Below are 15,791 nucleotides of genomic sequence, written 5' to 3' on the forward strand. Positions count from 1 at the left end.
GTCATGCCGGACCTGATCCCGGATCAAGAGCGCCGGGCGCTGCGAGAGAGACTCTGGATCCTGACTTTCGTCAGGATGACGGTTGGCAACAGGCCTCACGCCGCCGCCTTCTCGACCGCGGCGCAGATGCGATCGACAACGTCGCGCACTTGTTCCTCCCGGTCGCCTTCGGCCATCACCCGGATCACAGGTTCCGTACCGGACGGGCGGATGACCAGCCGGCCAACGCCGGTCAGTTCCGCCTGCGCCTGCGCAATGACGCGCCGGACATCGTCATGCTCCAGCGGCTTGCCCCCGGAAAAGCGGACATTTTTGAGCAATTGCGGCACCGGATCGAACTGATGCAGCGTCTCGCTGGCGGGCTTGCCGGACCGGACGAGCGCAGCCAGCACCTGCAACGCCGCGACCGTACCGTCCCCGGTGGTCGCATAATCGGACAGGATCATATGGCCCGACTGCTCACCGCCGACATTGAAGCCGCCGCTGCGCATCCGCTCCAGCACATAGCGGTCGCCCACGCTGGTGCGTTCGAGGGCAATGCCCTGCCCGGTCAGGAAACGCTCCAGCCCCAGATTGGACATGACCGTCGCCACCAAACCGCCGCCGCGCAGCGTGCCCGCGCGCGCGAAATTGGCGGCGATCAGCGCCATGATCTGGTCGCCATCGACGATCTGGCCTTTCTCATCGACCACGATCAGCCGGTCCGCGTCGCCATCCAGCGCGATACCAATGTCCGCGCCCGACGATACGACGGTTTCCTGGCACAGCAGGGGCGCGGTCGATCCGCAGCCGTCATTGATGTTGGTGCCATTGGGATTGACGCCAACCGCCACGACGGTCGCGCCAAGTTCCCATAAAGCGGACGGCGCGACCTGATAGGCGGCGCCATTGGCGCAATCGATCACGATTTTCAGGCCATCGAGCCGCAGGTCGGCGGGAAAGCTGGATTTGACCGCATGGATATAGCGGCCACGCGCATCCTCGACCCGGCGGGCACGGCCAATATCCTTGGACGCAGCCAGCGGCACCTGCTGCTCGATCAGCGCCTCGATCTTCAATTCATCCTCGTCCGACAGCTTGTAGCCGTCCGGGCCGAACAATTTGATGCCATTGTCGAAATAGGGATTGTGGCTGGCGGAAATCATGACGCCCAAATCCGCGCGCATCGAATGGGCCAGCATCGCGACAGCGGGCGTCGGGATCGGCCCGAACTGCACCACGTCCATGCCCACCGCGGTAAAGCCAGCGACCAGCGCATTTTCAACCATATAGCCCGAAAGCCGCGTATCCTTGCCAATCACAACGCGATGGCGATGGTCTCCGCGCTGGAAATGGGTGCCCGCCGCCATGCCGACCTGCATCGCCAGTTGCGCCGTCATCGGCCATGCGTTGGTGCGCCCGCGTATGCCGTCGGTGCCGAAATATCGTCTGGTCATGCGTTTCTCATGCACCGGAGAGACGCCCGGTATCAACCCCAGAACCGTTCGGGACGAGCGGGATGAGCGAAAGCCAAGTTTTTCTTGATCGACTTTCCAGCAGCCTCGCGGCATCCCCGCGCGATGGACAGTTTCAATGGCTTTATCGACGCGCTGTCGGGCGCGGTGTTTTTCAAGGTGCCTGTGGCAGGCGCGCAGATCGAACTGATCGTGCTGTATCTGGCGCTGCCGATGCTGTTCTTCACCCTGTGGCTGGGCTTTCCCAATATCACCCAGGTCGGCCGCGCGATCCGCATATTGCGGACCCAGCCGGACAAGGGCGAGGCAAAGGGCGATGTCAGCCAGTGGGCAGCGCTCAGCACGGCGCTGTCCGGCACGATCGGGCTTGGCAATATCGCGGGCGTTGCGGTGGCGCTGACCATGGGTGGACCGGGCGCGATATTGTGGATGTTCATCATCGGCTGGTTCGCGATGACGGTGAAGATGGCGGAGGTCACGCTGGGCCTCAAATATCGCATCTTCGACGATGCCGGTCATGTCCATGGCGGGCCGATGTATGTACTCAAATCCGTCGGCGCTGCGCGCGGATGGCCAAAAATCGGCATGATATTAGGCGGTGCCTACGCCTTTTTCGCGCTGTTCGGTGCCATACCGATGGTGCAGGTCAATCAGAGTTTCGCGCAAGTGAAGGTGGTGACGGGCCTGACCAACGGATGGGCCTATGGCGTGTTTCTGGCCGGGGCCGTCGCGCTGGTGACGCTGGGCGGCGCGGCCTGGCTGGGGGAAGTCGCCAAAAGGCTGACCCCGCTCAAGGTCGCGGTCTATCTGGCTGGCGTGCTGGCGATCCTGATCCTGCATCTGGATGCCATCCCCGGTGCGCTGGCGCTGATCTGGGACGGGGCGTGGAATGGCCAGGCGGCAACAGGTGGCGCTGTGGGCGCGTTCGTCGCCGGGATGCGCCGCGCGGTGTTCGCCAGTGAGGCGGGCGTCGGATCGGCCGTGATGGCGCACAGTCTGGCACGGGCGCGCCACCCCGTGTCCGAAGGGCTGGTCGCGCTGCTTGAACCCCTGCTCGGCACCATGATCGTGTGCGCGTTGGGCGGTCTGGCGCTGGTCGTCGCGGGGACATGGAATATGGGGCTGGAGGGCATTGCGATTACCTCCGCCGCCTTTGCGCAGGTGTCGCCATGGTTCCCCTGGCTGCTGGCGGTCGTGGTGTTTCTGTTCGCCTATTCGACGCTGGTCGCTTGGGGATTTTACGGCTTGCAAGCCTGGGGCTATCTGTTCGGCCATGGTCCGCGCGCGCAATGGACCTATAAAATCCTCTACATCGTCGCCCTGCCGCCCGCAGCAGCGATCGACCTTGGCCGTGTCGTCGACATTGTCGACAGCAGCTTCTTCCTGATGGCGATCCCCAATGTCATCGCGCTATATCTGTGCGCGGGCGAATTGCGCCGGGACGTGCGCGCCTATCTGGCGGATAAAGAAAACCCCGCCGGATAAGGGCGGGGCTTTCTCCTGCTTGGGAGCAAGTCGAAATCAGATTTTGTCGCCAAGGGCGCCCTTGACCGATCCGGAAACGTCCTGAGCCGTGCCCTTGGCCTTCTGCGCCTTGCCTTCGGCTTCCATGCGCTCATTGTCGGTCGCCTTGCCGATGCCTTCCTTGACGGCGCCCGCCGCCTTGTTGCCAGCGGCCTTCAACTTGTCGGTTACTTCACCCATGTGAATACTCCTTGCGTGATTTCCACAAGTTAAACCAACGCGGAGAGAAAGGGTTTCAGCCAGAACGCAGGCGTAACGTTACTTTTCGATCACATCGTGGCGCATCGGCGCGAGTTTGGAGAGAAAGCGGTTTTGCGCCTGGAAGCTGACCCCTTCCTCCCTCATCGCGCGCTGAAGCGTTTCGACGAGGCGGTTCATGTCTGCCTTCTGCACGCCCAGATCCTTGTGCGCGCTGGCCATGTCCCGCCCGCTATAGGTGCAGCCGGCATTCAGGATGAAACAGAATTGCTCGAACAAGGTGCGCTTCAGGCGCACCTTGTCATGATTGGCGAAAATCTCGCCAATCACCGGGTCGGCGAAATTGATCGCGACGAAGCGATCGACGATGCGGCGGATGCCATCCTGCCCGCCAAACGCCTTCGCCATGCCGTCGCCCGTAAAAGGCACGGCCCCGGCGTGGCGATTGTCGGCGACATAAGGGTCCACGGCGGCCTCCCCCGGCAAAGCATAGGGCGCCTGCAACAAGAGCAGCGAGAGGATGATGGACATGGGCATGCGTCCTTTAGAAGGCGGTCTGAAGCTGGAGAAACACGCCACGCTGCTTCTTCACCGTGGCGATCGAGCCCAGGTCGGCATAGGCGATGGTCGCAGTGACATTGCGGCTGATGGCGACGGCGGCAAAGGCGTCGAACCAGTCATCTTCCCGCGCGATGTTCAGATTGTCAGGCTTGCGCCGATATTCCCCGCCGATCGCGATGCGGCGCGACAATTGCCAGGCGGCCGATCCTTCAAACTGAAGCGTATGATTGCCCTGCTTGCCGCCGCCAAAGCCCAGCAGCCCCATCTGGTTCGCCTTGGTCAGGCGCGCGGTCGCCGACAGCAGGATGGAGCGCGCGAGGAATAATTTGCTGACCGACGCATAATAATCGACGCCTTCGTCTCCTTTGGCCCCTACCGCCCGGACGATCGCACCCTGATTATTATTCTTATACTGAACGCCGACCGCGATGGCTGGTAGCCGGTCATAGACCAGATCGCCCGCAACCCGGATTTTCGCACCGAAAATATCCTGCGAAAAGGCGAAATCCTTGCCCAGTCCCAGCGCCGCACCAATCTCGTTCGTGTTGAAATCCTGATGCGTGTAGCTCAGCTCGATGCGATCGCGGATGCCGATCGCGACGCCAGCGCTTTGATAGTCATAATCCTTGACCTCGACCAGCGTGCCATGGGCCGACAGGCCGAAGCCGTCCGATGTTTCATTGCCGGCGATCACCGCCCAGGGCGTCAGGCCACCGCCCGACGCCCCTTCCAGCGAGCTGATGCCATTGGTCAGCAGCAATTTGCCACCATTGCGGATCGGTCTGGCCATGCCCTGTTGCGGGGACAAAGCAGCCAGCGCGAGCATGATGCACAGGAGAGGACGGAAACAGGTCATGATCGGCAGATAGGCAAATCATGGTTAAAATAATGTTTCCCGTCCCGTCAGCGTGAAAATGCGGTCCATAACGAACTAAACATTTGTTCAATGTTTGCTTTTACCAACAGTAACCATGAACGAGCCACGCCTTTTCCTCGCCGTCCTCTCCCTGATCGCCAGCCCGGCCATGGCGGGCGACATCGATCTTCGGATCGTCGATGCCGCTGGCCGCCCGGTCAGCGATGCGGTCGTCACCGTCCGTCCCGCCGGGGGCATCCCGTCCGGCCCGATCCGCTTCCCATGGGGTACGACCATGGTGCAGCAGAATATCGCCTTTTCACCCCATGTGCTGATCGTACCCGTCGGCGCGACGGTCAAATTCCCCAACAAGGACAAGGTGCGACATCATGTCTATTCCTTCTCCAAGGCGGCCAAGTTTGAAATCAAGCTGTTCGGACAGGATGAAAGCCGCAGCTATACCTTCACCAGTCCGGGCGCGGTGGCGCTGGGCTGCAATATTCATGATGCCATGAGCGGCTTCATCAAGGTGGTCGACACCCCCTTCGCCGCCAAGAGCAATGCCGCCGGACAGGCGCGGATAAACGGGCTGGCGACCGGCACGGCGCGGGTCACGGTCTGGCACCCGTTGCTCAAGGGCAAGGATAATGAATTGCTGATCAACCTGCCCATTCCGGCGAGCGGCATGGTGAGCAAGACCGTGCCATTGGCGTTGCGCGCGTCCAAATGAGCCTACCCCTTCGCCTGAAAAGACGGTGGCTGCACTGGCGGCGCGCGGTGCAGTCGACCCTGACGATCAGGATGACCTTGTTCTACGGCGCGCTGTTTCTGGCCGTAACGACGCTCACGCTTTTGGGCACGCGCCAGGCCATCGAAAGCTATGCCGAAAATACCATCCGGCATGAAATGAATGTCGGCAGCGCCCTGTTCGACCGGATTTCGGCGATGCAACGGCGTCAACTGAGCCAGGGGGCCGACGTGCTGGCCAGCGATTTCGGCTTTCGCGAGGCGGTGGGCACCAATGACGCCCCGACGATCGAATCCGCGTTGCATAGCCTGAAAGGCCGCTTCCAGCTCGACCATGCGCTGTTCGTCGGGGTCGATGGCACGGTGGTGGGCGACCTTCAACATCTTGGCCGTACCGATCAGGACCAGCTTTACGACGCGCTCGACGCCGGGCGGATGCAGGGCGTGGTGCGATGGGGCAGCGAGGGCCATATCGTCGCAGCCGCGCCCGTCCGCGCGCCGATACTGACCGGCTGGGTCGTCTTTGCCCGCAACATGGGCCCGACCGACCTGAAGGCGCTGGCGAAACTGTCCTCGATCGACCTGCATCCGCAACTCATGCCGCTGGTGCGGGTCGCCCGGACGGACACGGCCAATGGTGGCCTGCGCGAAGTCGTGCGGAACGGCGAACTGATGCTGGTGCAGACCCGGCCCGTGGAAACGCTTATAGAGACTGCGCCGGAAATGCTGGTGCTGGAATATAGCCTGACCCGCGCGATGGCTGGCTATGCGCCGATCCTGTGGGCCTTGTTCGGTTTCGGCGCGGTTGGCGGCGTATTGGCCGTGGCTGGCGCATTTGCCGCATCGCGCAGCCTGTCGCGGCCGATCGTCGCGCTGGAAGCGGCCGCCCGCAAGGTGAGCGCAGGCGAACATGCGCAAGTGAAGGTCGAAACGCGCGACGAAATCGGGCGGCTGGCGCAAAGCTTCAACCGCATGGTCGATGCGGTCGAGGCGCGCGAGGCGCAGATTGCGCATATGGCCTTCCACGACGCGCTGACCGGCCTGCCCAACCGGGCGATGCTGCGCGAACAGGTTGCGCTTGGCCTCACCCGCGCCGAAGGCGGCAATCTGATGCTGTTCTGCATCGACATCGACAATTTCAAATCGATCAACGAATCGCTTGGCCATCCGGTTGGCGACGCCCTGTTGTGCGAAGTCGGCGCACGACTGAAGGCGACCTGCCCCAGCGGCTTTGCCGCCCGGCTGGCGGGCGACGAATTTGCCATCAAGCTGCGCGCCGGGGGCCAGACGGCCGATCAGGCGGGTCGCGCCATCGTCGCGGCGCTGGCCGAACCGTTCGACATAGATGGTCATCGCATCATCGTCAGCGCCAGCGTGGGCATCGCGCTCAGCCCTCAGGACGGCGCGGACGCAACCAGCCTGCTCAAAAATGCCGAACTGGCGCTGCACCGGGCCAAGAGCGAGGGCAAGGGCAGCCATCGCTTCTTTGAAAGCGCCATGGACGCAGAGGCGCAGGCCCGCCGCGCACTGGAAACCGACCTGCACGACGCGCTGCGCAATGGCGAACTGGCGCTGCATTTCCAGCCGCTGTTCGGCCTGTCGCAAAATCGCGTGACAGCGTTCGAGGCACTGCTGCGCTGGCAGCATCCCACGCGCGGCATGGTGTCGCCGGTCCATTTCATACCGCTGGCGGAGGAAACCGGCCTCATCATCCCGATCGGCGAATGGGCGCTGCATGAAGCCTGCCGGATCGCCGCGACCTGGCCCGACCATATCCGCGTGGCCGTCAACATATCGCCCATCCAGTTTCGCAGCCCCAATCTGGCCGCTGTCGTACTTCAGGCGCTGGCGCGGTCGGGCCTTGCGCCCAACCGGCTGGAATTGGAGATCACCGAAAGCCTGTTCATCGACAATGTCGAGGCGACGCTATCCTCGCTCCATAGCCTGCGGGCGCTGGGCGTGCGCGTGGCGCTCGACGATTTCGGCACCGGCTATTCCTCGCTCAGCTATCTGCGCAGCTTCCCGTTCGACAAGCTCAAGATCGACCGCAGCTTCATCGTCGATCTGCTGGAACATAAGGGCGCAACCGCCATCATCCGCGCGATTACGACGCTGGCCGACGCGCTGGGCATCGAAACGACGGCGGAAGGCGTGGAGCATAGCGACCAGCTCGACATATTGCGCGCCGAAGGATGCGGCCAGATCCAGGGCTATCTGTTCAGCCGCCCGATCCCGGCGCAAGATGTCGACGCGCTGCTGGACAAGCTGGACGGCGCGCGCAAGGCGGCCTAAGCGCATCGTCGCGCCAGATTGAACCTACCTCCGTTCGCCTAACCGCGCGCAGCGACGATCCGTTCGATCAGCACGACATCGTCCGGCTTGTCGGCGTCGATACAGGCTTCGGCCTTCTCCATCGCCACCAGCCGCGCGGTCAGCCCGAAGCGCCGCCCGATCCGCGCGATCCCGCCGCGCAGCGTCAGCAGGCGCAGCAGCGTGCCGATCAGCGCCACCGGGCCAAAGGCCGATACGATCTTCCACCCCTTCTTGCGGTCCTGCTCGACCTCCTGCCACAAGGCGATGATGGACCGCGCCCGGTCGCTGCCGAACCAGAAGATGTTGGCGCCCGACCACCAGCCATCGCGAAATTTGAGCCATGTGCGGCGCGACCTAGGATAGCGCGCCAGCAATATGCGCCGCTCCACCATCGCCACGGCGATATCGGCGCCTGCGGCCTCTTGCGTAAACTGATCGAGCATCGCGCTATCGAGCAACACATGATCGGCAGTGGTGAGCAGGATCGGAAAGGGGACATCGCCCCGCTCCAGCAGCGCCAGCAGGGAGGAGGCTATGCCCGCCCCGCTCTGCTCGAACCGGACCTGCTTGTGTGTCGTCAGCCAAGCCGTCGCGGGATCAGCGGCAAAGGGGGCGGACGACTGGGTCAGGATGATGACCTGTCCCACCGCCGGATGCGCCAGCAGCGCGCGCGCGGGGTGATTGATCATCGGTTCGCCCGCGACCGGGGCGAGCGGCTTGATCGCCACGCCAGCAGCGACCGCCAGAGGATCGGGCGTTGGCCGTGATCCGGCAAGCAGGATGGCGGTGATGGGCGTGGTCATGTGCGCCCTCTACCCAAGCAGGGGCAGCGCGGAAAGCGGCTTATTTCCCGCTCGTCACCGGCCCCAGCGCCTTTTGCGCAAAGCGGTCCTGCTCACCGACATGCAGCCCCTTATATTGGGCCAGCTTGGCGCGGAATGCGGACAGTTCGGCCCCGGCCAGTTGCGCGGTTGTGGTGAACTTCACCGACAGCGGATTGATCGTCGCGCCATTGCGATACAGTTCATAATGGAGGTGCGGTCCGGTCGACAGGCCCGTGGACCCGACATAGCCGATCACCTGCCCACGGCGCACCCGCTGGCCCGGCGCGGCGGCGATGCGGCTCATATGGGCATAGCCGGTGGCCAGGCCCCCGCCATGCTGGATGCGGACATAATTGCCATGCCCGCCATGCCGCCCGGCAAAGGCGACAACCCCGTCCGTCACGGCATAGATGGGCGATCCGTAGCGCGCGGCAAAATCAATACCGGCATGCATGCGCGTATAGCCCAATATCGGATGGCGACGCTGGCCATAGCCCGACGTCATGCGCCCGGCGACCGGGGATGACAGCACGCCGCGCCGTTCGCCCACGCCCGACGCCTCGAACCATTCGGTGCGGCCATCCTTGGTCCAGCGCAGCATGTCGATGGACTTGCCGCTGGCGCGCTGGAGGCCGGCATAGAGAAGATCGCCCACCTCGACATCGCCGGTTTCGGCGCGGCGATAGGCGGTGACGATGTCATAGCGGTCCCCCGCCCCGATCCTGCCCAGATCGACCTGCCCCGCAATCACCCGCAGGAAAGCCTGCACCGCCTTGGGCGGCGCACCGGCTGCGCGGGCCGAGCGATAGATGCTGTCGCCAACCACGCCCTGAATACGCAGCGGCGTATCGTCGACGCGAATGGGGATGCGCTTGACCGACAGCACGCCACCTGCGCGCGTCAGTTCCATCCCCAGGTCGAGCCGGGCGCGGAACGCCAGCCTGTCGAGCGGCCGGGGCCGGTCGCGACTGGCGCGGCGGCCCAATATGATGTCGAGCCGCGTGCCCGGCTTCACCCCGCCAGCGATATCGCTGCCGACCAGCGCGTTGATCGTCGCCACGTCACCGCTGCTCACGCCAGCGCGCGACAAGGCGCGCGACAGCGTATCGCTGCTGCCGACCTGGGCGTTCAATTCGATCTGGGGGCGTTCGGGTGTCTGGCGCAACGGCTGGACCGCATCGGTCGATCCCATGCGATGGCCACTGTCCGCACCCAGCGCCAATGGCGTGATCATCTGGCTGCGCACTTCGTCGAACTGCTTTTCGCCAAGCAGCGCACCGGGCGCGCCGGGCACCGGCTGAAAACCGGGTGACAGATAGATGGCCGTGGCGCACAGGCCGATACAGGTGGCAAGGCCGCGAAACCAGGTCAGGCTGCCGACGCGCTGGCCAAGATCGGGGACCAGTTCCACCGCGTCCGACCATTCGCGCAAACGCGCGCGCCAGTCCTGCGGCGGCTGGGCTACCGGCGTCCGGGCGATCGAATCGGCCAGCCACAGCGACACGGACGCGCCGCCCTGTTGCGATCCAAACTGGCTTTCCTGAAACAAACCCGCGACCCCCAGGGCATTTTCTCATTGCGTCCGCAACGGCCCCGCGCGCCGTGCGTCGAGCGCGACTGTTGTGAACGCCCAAGGTTAAAGTCAATTTAAGACGGGGCCGCGACACGCATCCATGCGACGAACGGTGCCAGCGGTCCGACAGGATCGCGGCAGACCATGGAACCACGGAATCCGCTTGCCCCCGAACCCGTCCTGCCCGACAGAATGGGCCATGGTCCAGTTCACCCGTTCGCCCGTTACCGCCGTTCTGGGCCCGACCAATACCGGCAAGACGCATCTGGCCGTCGAACGCATGTGCGGCCACTCCAGCGGCATGATGGGCTTTCCGCTGCGATTGCTGGCGCGCGAAGTGTATGACCGGGTGGTGGCGATCAAGGGACCGGCCCAGGTTGCGCTGATCACGGGCGAGGAAAAGATCGTCCCGCCGCAGGCCCGCTATTTCCTCTGCACCGCCGAATCCATGCCGCTCGGCATAGGCCGACAGGCCGGAGCCGTAACTCAGGGCCAGTCCGATTACGCCTTTGTCGCTCTGGACGAGGCGCAGATCGGCGCGGACCCGGAACGCGGCCATATCTTCACCGACCGGCTGCTGCGCGCGCGCGGGCGGGAAGAAACAATGATCCTTGGGTCGGCCAGCATCGCGCGGCTGGTCAAATCGCTGATCCCCGATGTCGACATTATCGGCCGCCCGCGTTTTTCCACCCTGTCCTATGCGGGCGCAAAGAAGCTGTCCCGCCTGCCCAAACGATCGGCCATCGTCGCCTTCTCCGCCGAAGAAGTCTACGCCGTCGCTGAAATGCTGCGCCGTTTTCGCGGTGGCGCGGCGGTGGTGATGGGCGCGCTCAGCCCCCGCACCCGCAACGCGCAGGTGCAGATGTGCCTGAATGGCGAAGTCGATTATCTGGTCGCCACCGACGCGATCGGCATGGGCCTCAATCTCGATGTCGCCCATGTCGCCTTCGCCTCGCTGCGCAAGTTCGATGGCCGCCGCAGCCGCAGGTTGACCGTCGCGGAAATGGCGCAGATCGCCGGGCGCGCAGGCCGCCATCACAAGGACGGCACATTTGGCAGCCTGGGCGGGGAAGATGGCCATGCCGCCTTCACCCCGGAAGAGATAGAGGCGATAGAAGCGCACCGCTTTCCGCCCATCGAGCATCTATACTGGCGCGACGGCGCACCCCGGCTCGACAGTCTGGCGATATTGATCGCCGATCTGGAGACGCGGCCCGACCGCCCCGAACTGCGCGCCGCGCCGGAAGCGGTCGACCTTGCCGTGCTGAAGCGCATGGCCGCCGACCCGCAAGTCATCGACCGGGTGCGCGGCCCGCGACAGGTCGCCCGGCTGTGGGATGCGTGCGGCCTGCCCGACTTTCAGAAACTGGGCGCGGATCATCATGCCCGCACGGTCAATCGCATCTGGCAGTTTCTGTCGGAAGGAAACGGCCATATTCCGCGCGACTGGTTCGCCCAGCAACTCGCTCGGCTCGATTCGGTGCAGGGGGATATCGACACGCTGTCGGGCCGGATCGCGGCGGCGCGGACATGGGCCTATATCGCCCATCGCGCCGACTGGCTGGCCCAACCCGCCGAAATGGCCGAATGGACGCGCGCGCTGGAGGAAAAACTGTCCGACGCGCTGCACACCGCGCTGACGCAGCGTTTCGTCGACCGCCGCACCACCGTTCTGTTGCGCGACATCGGCCAAAATGTGAACCAGTTGCCCGTAACCGTGGAGGCCGACGGCAATGTCTGTGTAGATGGCGAAACGATAGGACGACTTGACGGCTTCCGATTCTCGGTCGATCCCGCTACGCGCCATCAGGACAGGAAATTGCTGTTGGCTGCGGCGGAAAGGCGCCTTGGAAAGGTATTACGGGTGAAGGCAGACGAATTGATCGGCGCGGCGGACGTGGATTTCGCGCTTCTGGACGCAGCGGGCGACGCGCCCTGCATCGCGTGGAACGGCACGCCGGTCGCGACGCTGCTGGCCGGGCCAACCCTGCTGACTCCCGAAATCCGGCTGGATCGCGCGATTCTGGCGCTGGATCAGGATGTGCAGAAGCAGGTATCGGCGCGCCTGACCAACTGGGTCGATGCGCAAAAGCAGAAGCATCTGCTGCCGCTCGTCAAGATGGCCGAAAGCGCCGCCGATCCGCAGGTTCCGCCCGTGGTGCGCGCTGTGTTCGCGCAACTGGGCGACGCTGGCGGGGTCAGCCCGCGCACCGATCTCGATTCGGCGCTGGGCCATCTGGACAAGGATCAGCGCCATTTGCTGCGCCGGGCGGGTATCGATATTGGCGTGCTCGACCTGTATCATCCCGGCCTGCTCAAGCCCGGCGCGGCACGCTGGCGCGGCGCGTTGCTGGCGGCGCGGATCGGCAAGCCCTGCCTGCCGCTGCCCCTGCCCGGCCTTACGCTGATCCCGGCGGGCGAGAAATTCGACCAGATGGGCGCGCGGATCGCGGGCTTCCGCACCTTTGGCGAACAGATGCTGCGCATCGACATGGCCGAACGCATGGCCCGCACCGCGCATGAAGCCATTGCCAAGGGCGAAGCCTTCACCGTCGCCAGTCCGCAGATCGTCTCGCTCGGCCTGTCCGAACCCGCCTTCCTGGCGCTGATGCGCGCGGCGGGCTTCCGCCCGGTCGAAGGCGCGGAAGAAGGCAAGCCCAACTGGATATTCAAGGGCCGCCAGAAAGCGCGCGCACCCCAGCAGCAGCCCGCCCCGGCGCGCGAGGGCAAGCCACGCGGCGGCAGGCCAGCGCCCCGCCCTGCCGCCGCAACGCCCGCCAGAGCGCCCGCAGCGCCTGCCAACAACGCCTTTGCCGGTCTTGCCGCGCTGCTTGGCCGCAATGGCTGATCCGGTCGCGGTGGGCGGCCATGGCCCCACGCTGCGCATCGACAAATATCTGTGGTTCGTCCGCCTGTGCCCCACCCGGTCGAGCGCGCAGAAACTGGCGGAGGACGGCCATATCCGCGTCAATGGCCGCCGCATCGAACGCGCCCACGCCGCCATCCGCGTGGGCGACCTCATCACCTTCCCCCATGGGCAGGGCGTGCGCGTGGTGCGCGTGGCGCAATTGCCGGTCCGCCGTGGCCCCGCGTTGGAAGCGCAGCGCTGTTATGAGGAATTGACGGTCGGGGGATGAAGCCCAAGCTGTCGGCTGCCAAGATTATCCTCATTGACCTTGAGCGTGCCTGCGCATAGCAGGACCGCGCTTTTCCAACCAAGAGTGCCCTGACAATGACCTATGTCGTGACCGACAACTGCATCCGCTGCAAATATATGGATTGCGTCGAGGTCTGCCCCGTGGACTGTTTCTACGAGGGCGAGAATATGCTGGTCATCAATCCAAGCGAATGTATCGACTGCGGCGTGTGCGAGCCGGAATGCCCGGCCGAAGCGATCCTGCCCGATACCGAGAATGGCCTGGAAAAATGGCTGGAACTCAACACCAAATATTCGGCTGAATGGCCCAACATCACGGTCAAGGGCGAAGCGCCCGCCGACGCCGACGAAATGAAGGGTGTTGAAGACAAGCTGGAGAAATATTTCTCTCCCGAACCCGGCTCAGGCGACTGATCCGGGCGGCCCCACGCCGCTGCCCTCTTGTTCCTTTTGCCAACCGCGCCCGGCGATTATGTCCGGGGGTGGCAATTTTGTTACGAATCTGCTATGTACCTTCGCAACGGTCGGACACCCTCCTGTCCGTCCCTGGAGAATTAGCTTCATGTCCTGACGGTGGCGCCGTGGACCCCTCATGCATATGCCCCTAGCGCATATGTTCCGCGACGGCCCCGTTCCCCGGTTGATTGGAAAGGTTCCAAATGGCTGCCAAGGCGCTGTCCTTTGACGTTGGTGATTATGTCGTTTACCCCAAGCATGGCGTGGGCCGTGTGATCGAACTGCAAAAGGAGCAGATCGCAGGTATGGAGCTGGAGCTCTATGTGCTCCGCTTCGAAAAAGAGCGCATGACGCTCCGCGTGCCGACCAACAAGGCGGAAGGCGTGGGCATGCGCAAGCTTTCGTCCAACAAGACGCTCGAAGAATCGATGGAAACGCTCAAGGGCAAGCCCAAGGTCAAGCGTACCATGTGGTCGCGCCGCGCGCAGGAATATGAAGCGAAGATCAATTCGGGCGACCTGGTGTCGATCGCCGAAGTGACGCGCGATCTGTTCCGCGCCGATGACCAGCCGGAACAAAGCTATTCCGAACGCCAGATTTTCGAGGCTGCGTCCAGCCGCCTCGCCCGCGAACTGGCGGCGATGGAAGAGACGGACGAGCCTGCCGCGCTCAAGAAGATCCTCGCGATCCTCAACGAAGCCGCGCCGAAATATGCCAAGGTCGAAGGCTGACATCAGCCACTGACGCAAAAAAGGGGCGCGCCTTTCGCAAGGCGCGCCCCTTTTTTATGAGCGCAATGCGGGCTTATTCGCCCTTGCTGCCAACTGCATCCTGTGCCGCGTCGCCGACATCGCTGGCGGCCTGCCCCACCTGCGTCGCGGCGCTCGTCACGGCATTATCCTTGCTCGTCTCGCTGCTGACCAGGAAGAAGGCGGCGACCGCCACCACGACGACCAGCAGCAGGATCGCAAATGTCATGCCGCCACCGCCGCGCTTTTCGATCACTGTCGTCGTCGTTGCCGGACGCTCCTGATAATCGGCCATGATCCTCTCCTCCTCAACATGATAGAGCTGATTGTGATCTGACGGAATCGTGGTGGATTTCCAAGGCGCGGGATTTCTGATTCACTGTGCTGGCTGTTGGAGGTTGGCATGGATGACCAGAGCTTATTCCCAGGATTTGCGCGATCGGGTGATCGCAGCGGTTGAGGTTGAAGGTTTGTCGCGGCGGGAGGCCGCGCGGCGTTACCGGATCAGCGATGCAGCGGCGGTGCGGTGGCTCCAGGCATTGCGGCAAGGGCGGCGCGGGGCCTTGGCGCAGGGCGGCGACCGACGGTCACGCCTGACGGGGCATCGGGCCTGGCTCTTGGCGCTGATCGAGGCGGAGCCGGACCTGACGTTGCTCGCGGTCGCGGAGCGATTGCTGGCCGCGCATGGCGTGAAGGCGGACGCCGGGATGCTGAGCCGTTTCTTCACCGGCAACGGCATCAGCTTCAAAAAAAAAGCGTGTATGCCTCAGAGCAGCTGCGGTCTGACGTCGCAGTCCGGCGAGAGGCATGGCGCGCCATGCAACCGGTCTTGAGCGCCAGTCGCCTGATCTTCCTCGACGAAACCGGCGTCACCACCAACATGGTCCGCCGCTATGGACGTGGTCCGCGCGGCAAGCGAGTCCGCGGCTACGCGCCAGCGGGACACTGGAAGATGACGACCTTCCTTGCAGGACTTTCCAGCGAAGGGATCGTGGCACCCTTCGTGGTCGATGAGCCGATGAACCGAGCGATCTTCACCCAATATGTCCGCCAGTATCTGGTTCCCCAGCTCAAAACCGGCGACATTGTCATCCTCGACAATCTCTCCAGCCACAAAGGGCTCGAAGTTGCTGCTCTGGTCGAGGCGTGCGGCGCAACCTTGCTCTTCCTGCCGCCATACAGCCCCGATCTCAATCCAATCGAGATGGTCTTCGCCAAGCTCAAACACCTCCTGCGAAAAGCTGGTGAGCGATCACGCGAAGGTCTGTGGAACCGCGTCGGGTCACTCCTCGACGACTTCCCTCCACAGCAATGCAAAAACTACTTCCGACATGCCGGATATGCTGCCGTATGATCACAAACTGCTCTAGATGGCCGCA

15 protein-coding genes are annotated in these 15,791 nt (G+C 63.9%); 8 read left to right on the top strand and 7 right to left on the bottom strand.

Annotated features, from left to right (window positions below):
• Positions 1-95: 95 nt before the first annotated feature.
• Complete coding sequence (glmM, locus tag FE851_RS10165; protein ID WP_017182175.1) at positions 96-1,436, bottom strand: phosphoglucosamine mutase; 1,341 nt, start codon at positions 1,434-1,436, stop codon at positions 96-98.
• A gap of 123 nt (positions 1,437-1,559) precedes the next feature.
• Between glmM and FE851_RS10170 the strand changes: the two genes are divergently transcribed.
• Positions 1,560-2,939, top strand: coding sequence for an alanine/glycine:cation symporter family protein (locus FE851_RS10170; RefSeq protein WP_145204319.1), 1,380 nt, complete (start codon positions 1,560-1,562; stop codon positions 2,937-2,939).
• A 36-nt stretch (positions 2,940-2,975) separates the two neighbouring features.
• Here FE851_RS10170 and FE851_RS10175 read toward each other — a convergent pair whose 3' ends face one another.
• The 3 genes from FE851_RS10175 to FE851_RS10185 form a co-directional block, all read right to left on the bottom strand.
• Complete coding sequence (locus FE851_RS10175; protein WP_017182177.1) at positions 2,976-3,158, bottom strand: CsbD family protein; 183 nt, start codon at positions 3,156-3,158, stop codon at positions 2,976-2,978.
• A 78-nt stretch (positions 3,159-3,236) separates the two neighbouring features.
• Entirely contained in the window at positions 3,237-3,713 is a 477-nt protein-coding gene (locus FE851_RS10180) for a group I truncated hemoglobin (protein ID WP_145202121.1), read from the bottom strand.
• A gap of 7 nt (positions 3,714-3,720) precedes the next feature.
• Positions 3,721-4,563 carry a DUF3034 family protein gene (locus tag FE851_RS10185; protein WP_186378852.1) on the bottom strand — a complete coding sequence of 281 codons (843 nt, stop codon included), beginning with the start codon at positions 4,561-4,563 and terminating at the stop codon, positions 3,721-3,723.
• A gap of 145 nt (positions 4,564-4,708) precedes the next feature.
• On the opposite strand from FE851_RS10185, the gene FE851_RS10190 reads away from it, so the two are divergent.
• Both FE851_RS10190 and FE851_RS10195 read left to right on the top strand, forming a co-directional pair.
• Entirely contained in the window at positions 4,709-5,323 is a 615-nt protein-coding gene (locus FE851_RS10190; protein ID WP_145202126.1) for a methylamine utilization protein, read from the top strand.
• Positions 5,320-7,632, top strand: coding sequence for a putative bifunctional diguanylate cyclase/phosphodiesterase (locus FE851_RS10195; RefSeq protein WP_145202129.1), 2,313 nt, complete (start codon positions 5,320-5,322; stop codon positions 7,630-7,632). Before FE851_RS10190 ends, FE851_RS10195 begins: the two co-directional genes overlap by 4 nt.
• A gap of 38 nt (positions 7,633-7,670) precedes the next feature.
• Here FE851_RS10195 and FE851_RS10200 read toward each other — a convergent pair whose 3' ends face one another.
• Positions 7,671-8,456, bottom strand: coding sequence for a molybdenum cofactor guanylyltransferase (locus tag FE851_RS10200; protein WP_145202132.1), 786 nt, complete (start codon positions 8,454-8,456; stop codon positions 7,671-7,673).
• Between the two features lie 40 nt (positions 8,457-8,496).
• Positions 8,497-10,026: a M23 family metallopeptidase gene (locus FE851_RS10205; protein WP_145202135.1), complete on the bottom strand. Its 1,530-nt coding sequence runs from the start codon at positions 10,024-10,026 to the stop codon at positions 8,497-8,499.
• Between the two features lie 223 nt (positions 10,027-10,249).
• On the opposite strand from FE851_RS10205, the gene FE851_RS10210 reads away from it, so the two are divergent.
• The 4 genes from FE851_RS10210 (at position 10,250) to FE851_RS10225 (ending at position 14,394) form a co-directional block, all read left to right on the top strand.
• Positions 10,250-12,898, top strand: coding sequence for a helicase-related protein (locus FE851_RS10210; RefSeq protein ID WP_145202138.1), 2,649 nt, complete (start codon positions 10,250-10,252; stop codon positions 12,896-12,898).
• Entirely contained in the window at positions 12,891-13,187 is a 297-nt protein-coding gene (locus FE851_RS10215; RefSeq protein WP_145202141.1) for an RNA-binding S4 domain-containing protein, read from the top strand. The genes FE851_RS10210 and FE851_RS10215 overlap by 8 nt, the downstream gene beginning before the upstream one ends.
• 95 nt (positions 13,188-13,282) lie before the next feature.
• A complete protein-coding gene (gene fdxA, locus FE851_RS10220; protein ID WP_145202144.1) occupies positions 13,283-13,621 on the top strand; it encodes a ferredoxin FdxA in 339 nt (112 codons plus the stop codon).
• Between the two features lie 245 nt (positions 13,622-13,866).
• Complete coding sequence (locus tag FE851_RS10225) at positions 13,867-14,394, top strand: CarD family transcriptional regulator (RefSeq protein ID WP_017182186.1); 528 nt, start codon at positions 13,867-13,869, stop codon at positions 14,392-14,394.
• 73 nt (positions 14,395-14,467) lie between these two features.
• On the opposite strand, the gene FE851_RS10230 is transcribed toward FE851_RS10225, so the two are convergent.
• Positions 14,468-14,707, bottom strand: coding sequence for a hypothetical protein (locus FE851_RS10230; RefSeq protein WP_145202147.1), 240 nt, complete (start codon positions 14,705-14,707; stop codon positions 14,468-14,470).
• Positions 14,708-14,819: 112 nt separating this feature from the next.
• Between FE851_RS10230 and FE851_RS10235 the strand changes: the two genes are divergently transcribed.
• Positions 14,820-15,766 (top strand): IS630 family transposase gene (locus FE851_RS10235; protein ID WP_145202151.1). Its coding sequence is split into 2 segments (ribosomal slippage): positions 14,820-15,156 and positions 15,156-15,766, totalling 948 coding nucleotides; the frame shifts between segments, so codons are not numbered across the junction.
• The last annotated feature ends 25 nt before the right edge of the window (positions 15,767-15,791 follow it).

It is taken from the genome of Sphingobium sp. B2 (genome assembly GCF_007693735.1).
In the GTDB taxonomy this organism is placed as follows: Bacteria; Pseudomonadota; Alphaproteobacteria; order Sphingomonadales; family Sphingomonadaceae; genus Sphingobium; species Sphingobium xenophagum.

Bases quoted from the DNA above. Each gene is read 5' to 3' on its own strand.
- fdxA (WP_145202144.1), top strand. From the start codon at position 13,283: ATGACCTATGTCGTGACCGACAACTGCATCCGCTGCAAATATATGGAT.
- FE851_RS10190 (WP_145202126.1), top strand. From the start codon at position 4,709: ATGAACGAGCCACGCCTTTTCCTCGCCGTCCTCTCCCTGATCGCCAGC.
- FE851_RS10200 (WP_145202132.1), bottom strand. From the start codon at position 8,456: ATGACCACGCCCATCACCGCCATCCTGCTTGCCGGATCACGGCCAACG.
- glmM (WP_017182175.1), bottom strand. From the start codon at position 1,436: ATGACCAGACGATATTTCGGCACCGACGGCATACGCGGGCGCACCAAC.
- FE851_RS10180 (WP_145202121.1), bottom strand. From the start codon at position 3,713: ATGCCCATGTCCATCATCCTCTCGCTGCTCTTGTTGCAGGCGCCCTAT.
- FE851_RS10225 (WP_017182186.1), top strand. From the start codon at position 13,867: ATGGCTGCCAAGGCGCTGTCCTTTGACGTTGGTGATTATGTCGTTTAC.
- FE851_RS10170 (WP_145204319.1), top strand. From the start codon at position 1,560: ATGGACAGTTTCAATGGCTTTATCGACGCGCTGTCGGGCGCGGTGTTT.
- FE851_RS10185 (WP_186378852.1), bottom strand. From the start codon at position 4,563: ATGCTCGCGCTGGCTGCTTTGTCCCCGCAACAGGGCATGGCCAGACCG.
- FE851_RS10215 (WP_145202141.1), top strand. From the start codon at position 12,891: ATGGCTGATCCGGTCGCGGTGGGCGGCCATGGCCCCACGCTGCGCATC.
- FE851_RS10210 (WP_145202138.1), top strand. From the start codon at position 10,250: ATGGTCCAGTTCACCCGTTCGCCCGTTACCGCCGTTCTGGGCCCGACC.
- FE851_RS10175 (WP_017182177.1), bottom strand. From the start codon at position 3,158: ATGGGTGAAGTAACCGACAAGTTGAAGGCCGCTGGCAACAAGGCGGCG.
- FE851_RS10195 (WP_145202129.1), top strand. From the start codon at position 5,320: ATGAGCCTACCCCTTCGCCTGAAAAGACGGTGGCTGCACTGGCGGCGC.
- FE851_RS10230 (WP_145202147.1), bottom strand. From the start codon at position 14,707: ATGGCCGATTATCAGGAGCGTCCGGCAACGACGACGACAGTGATCGAA.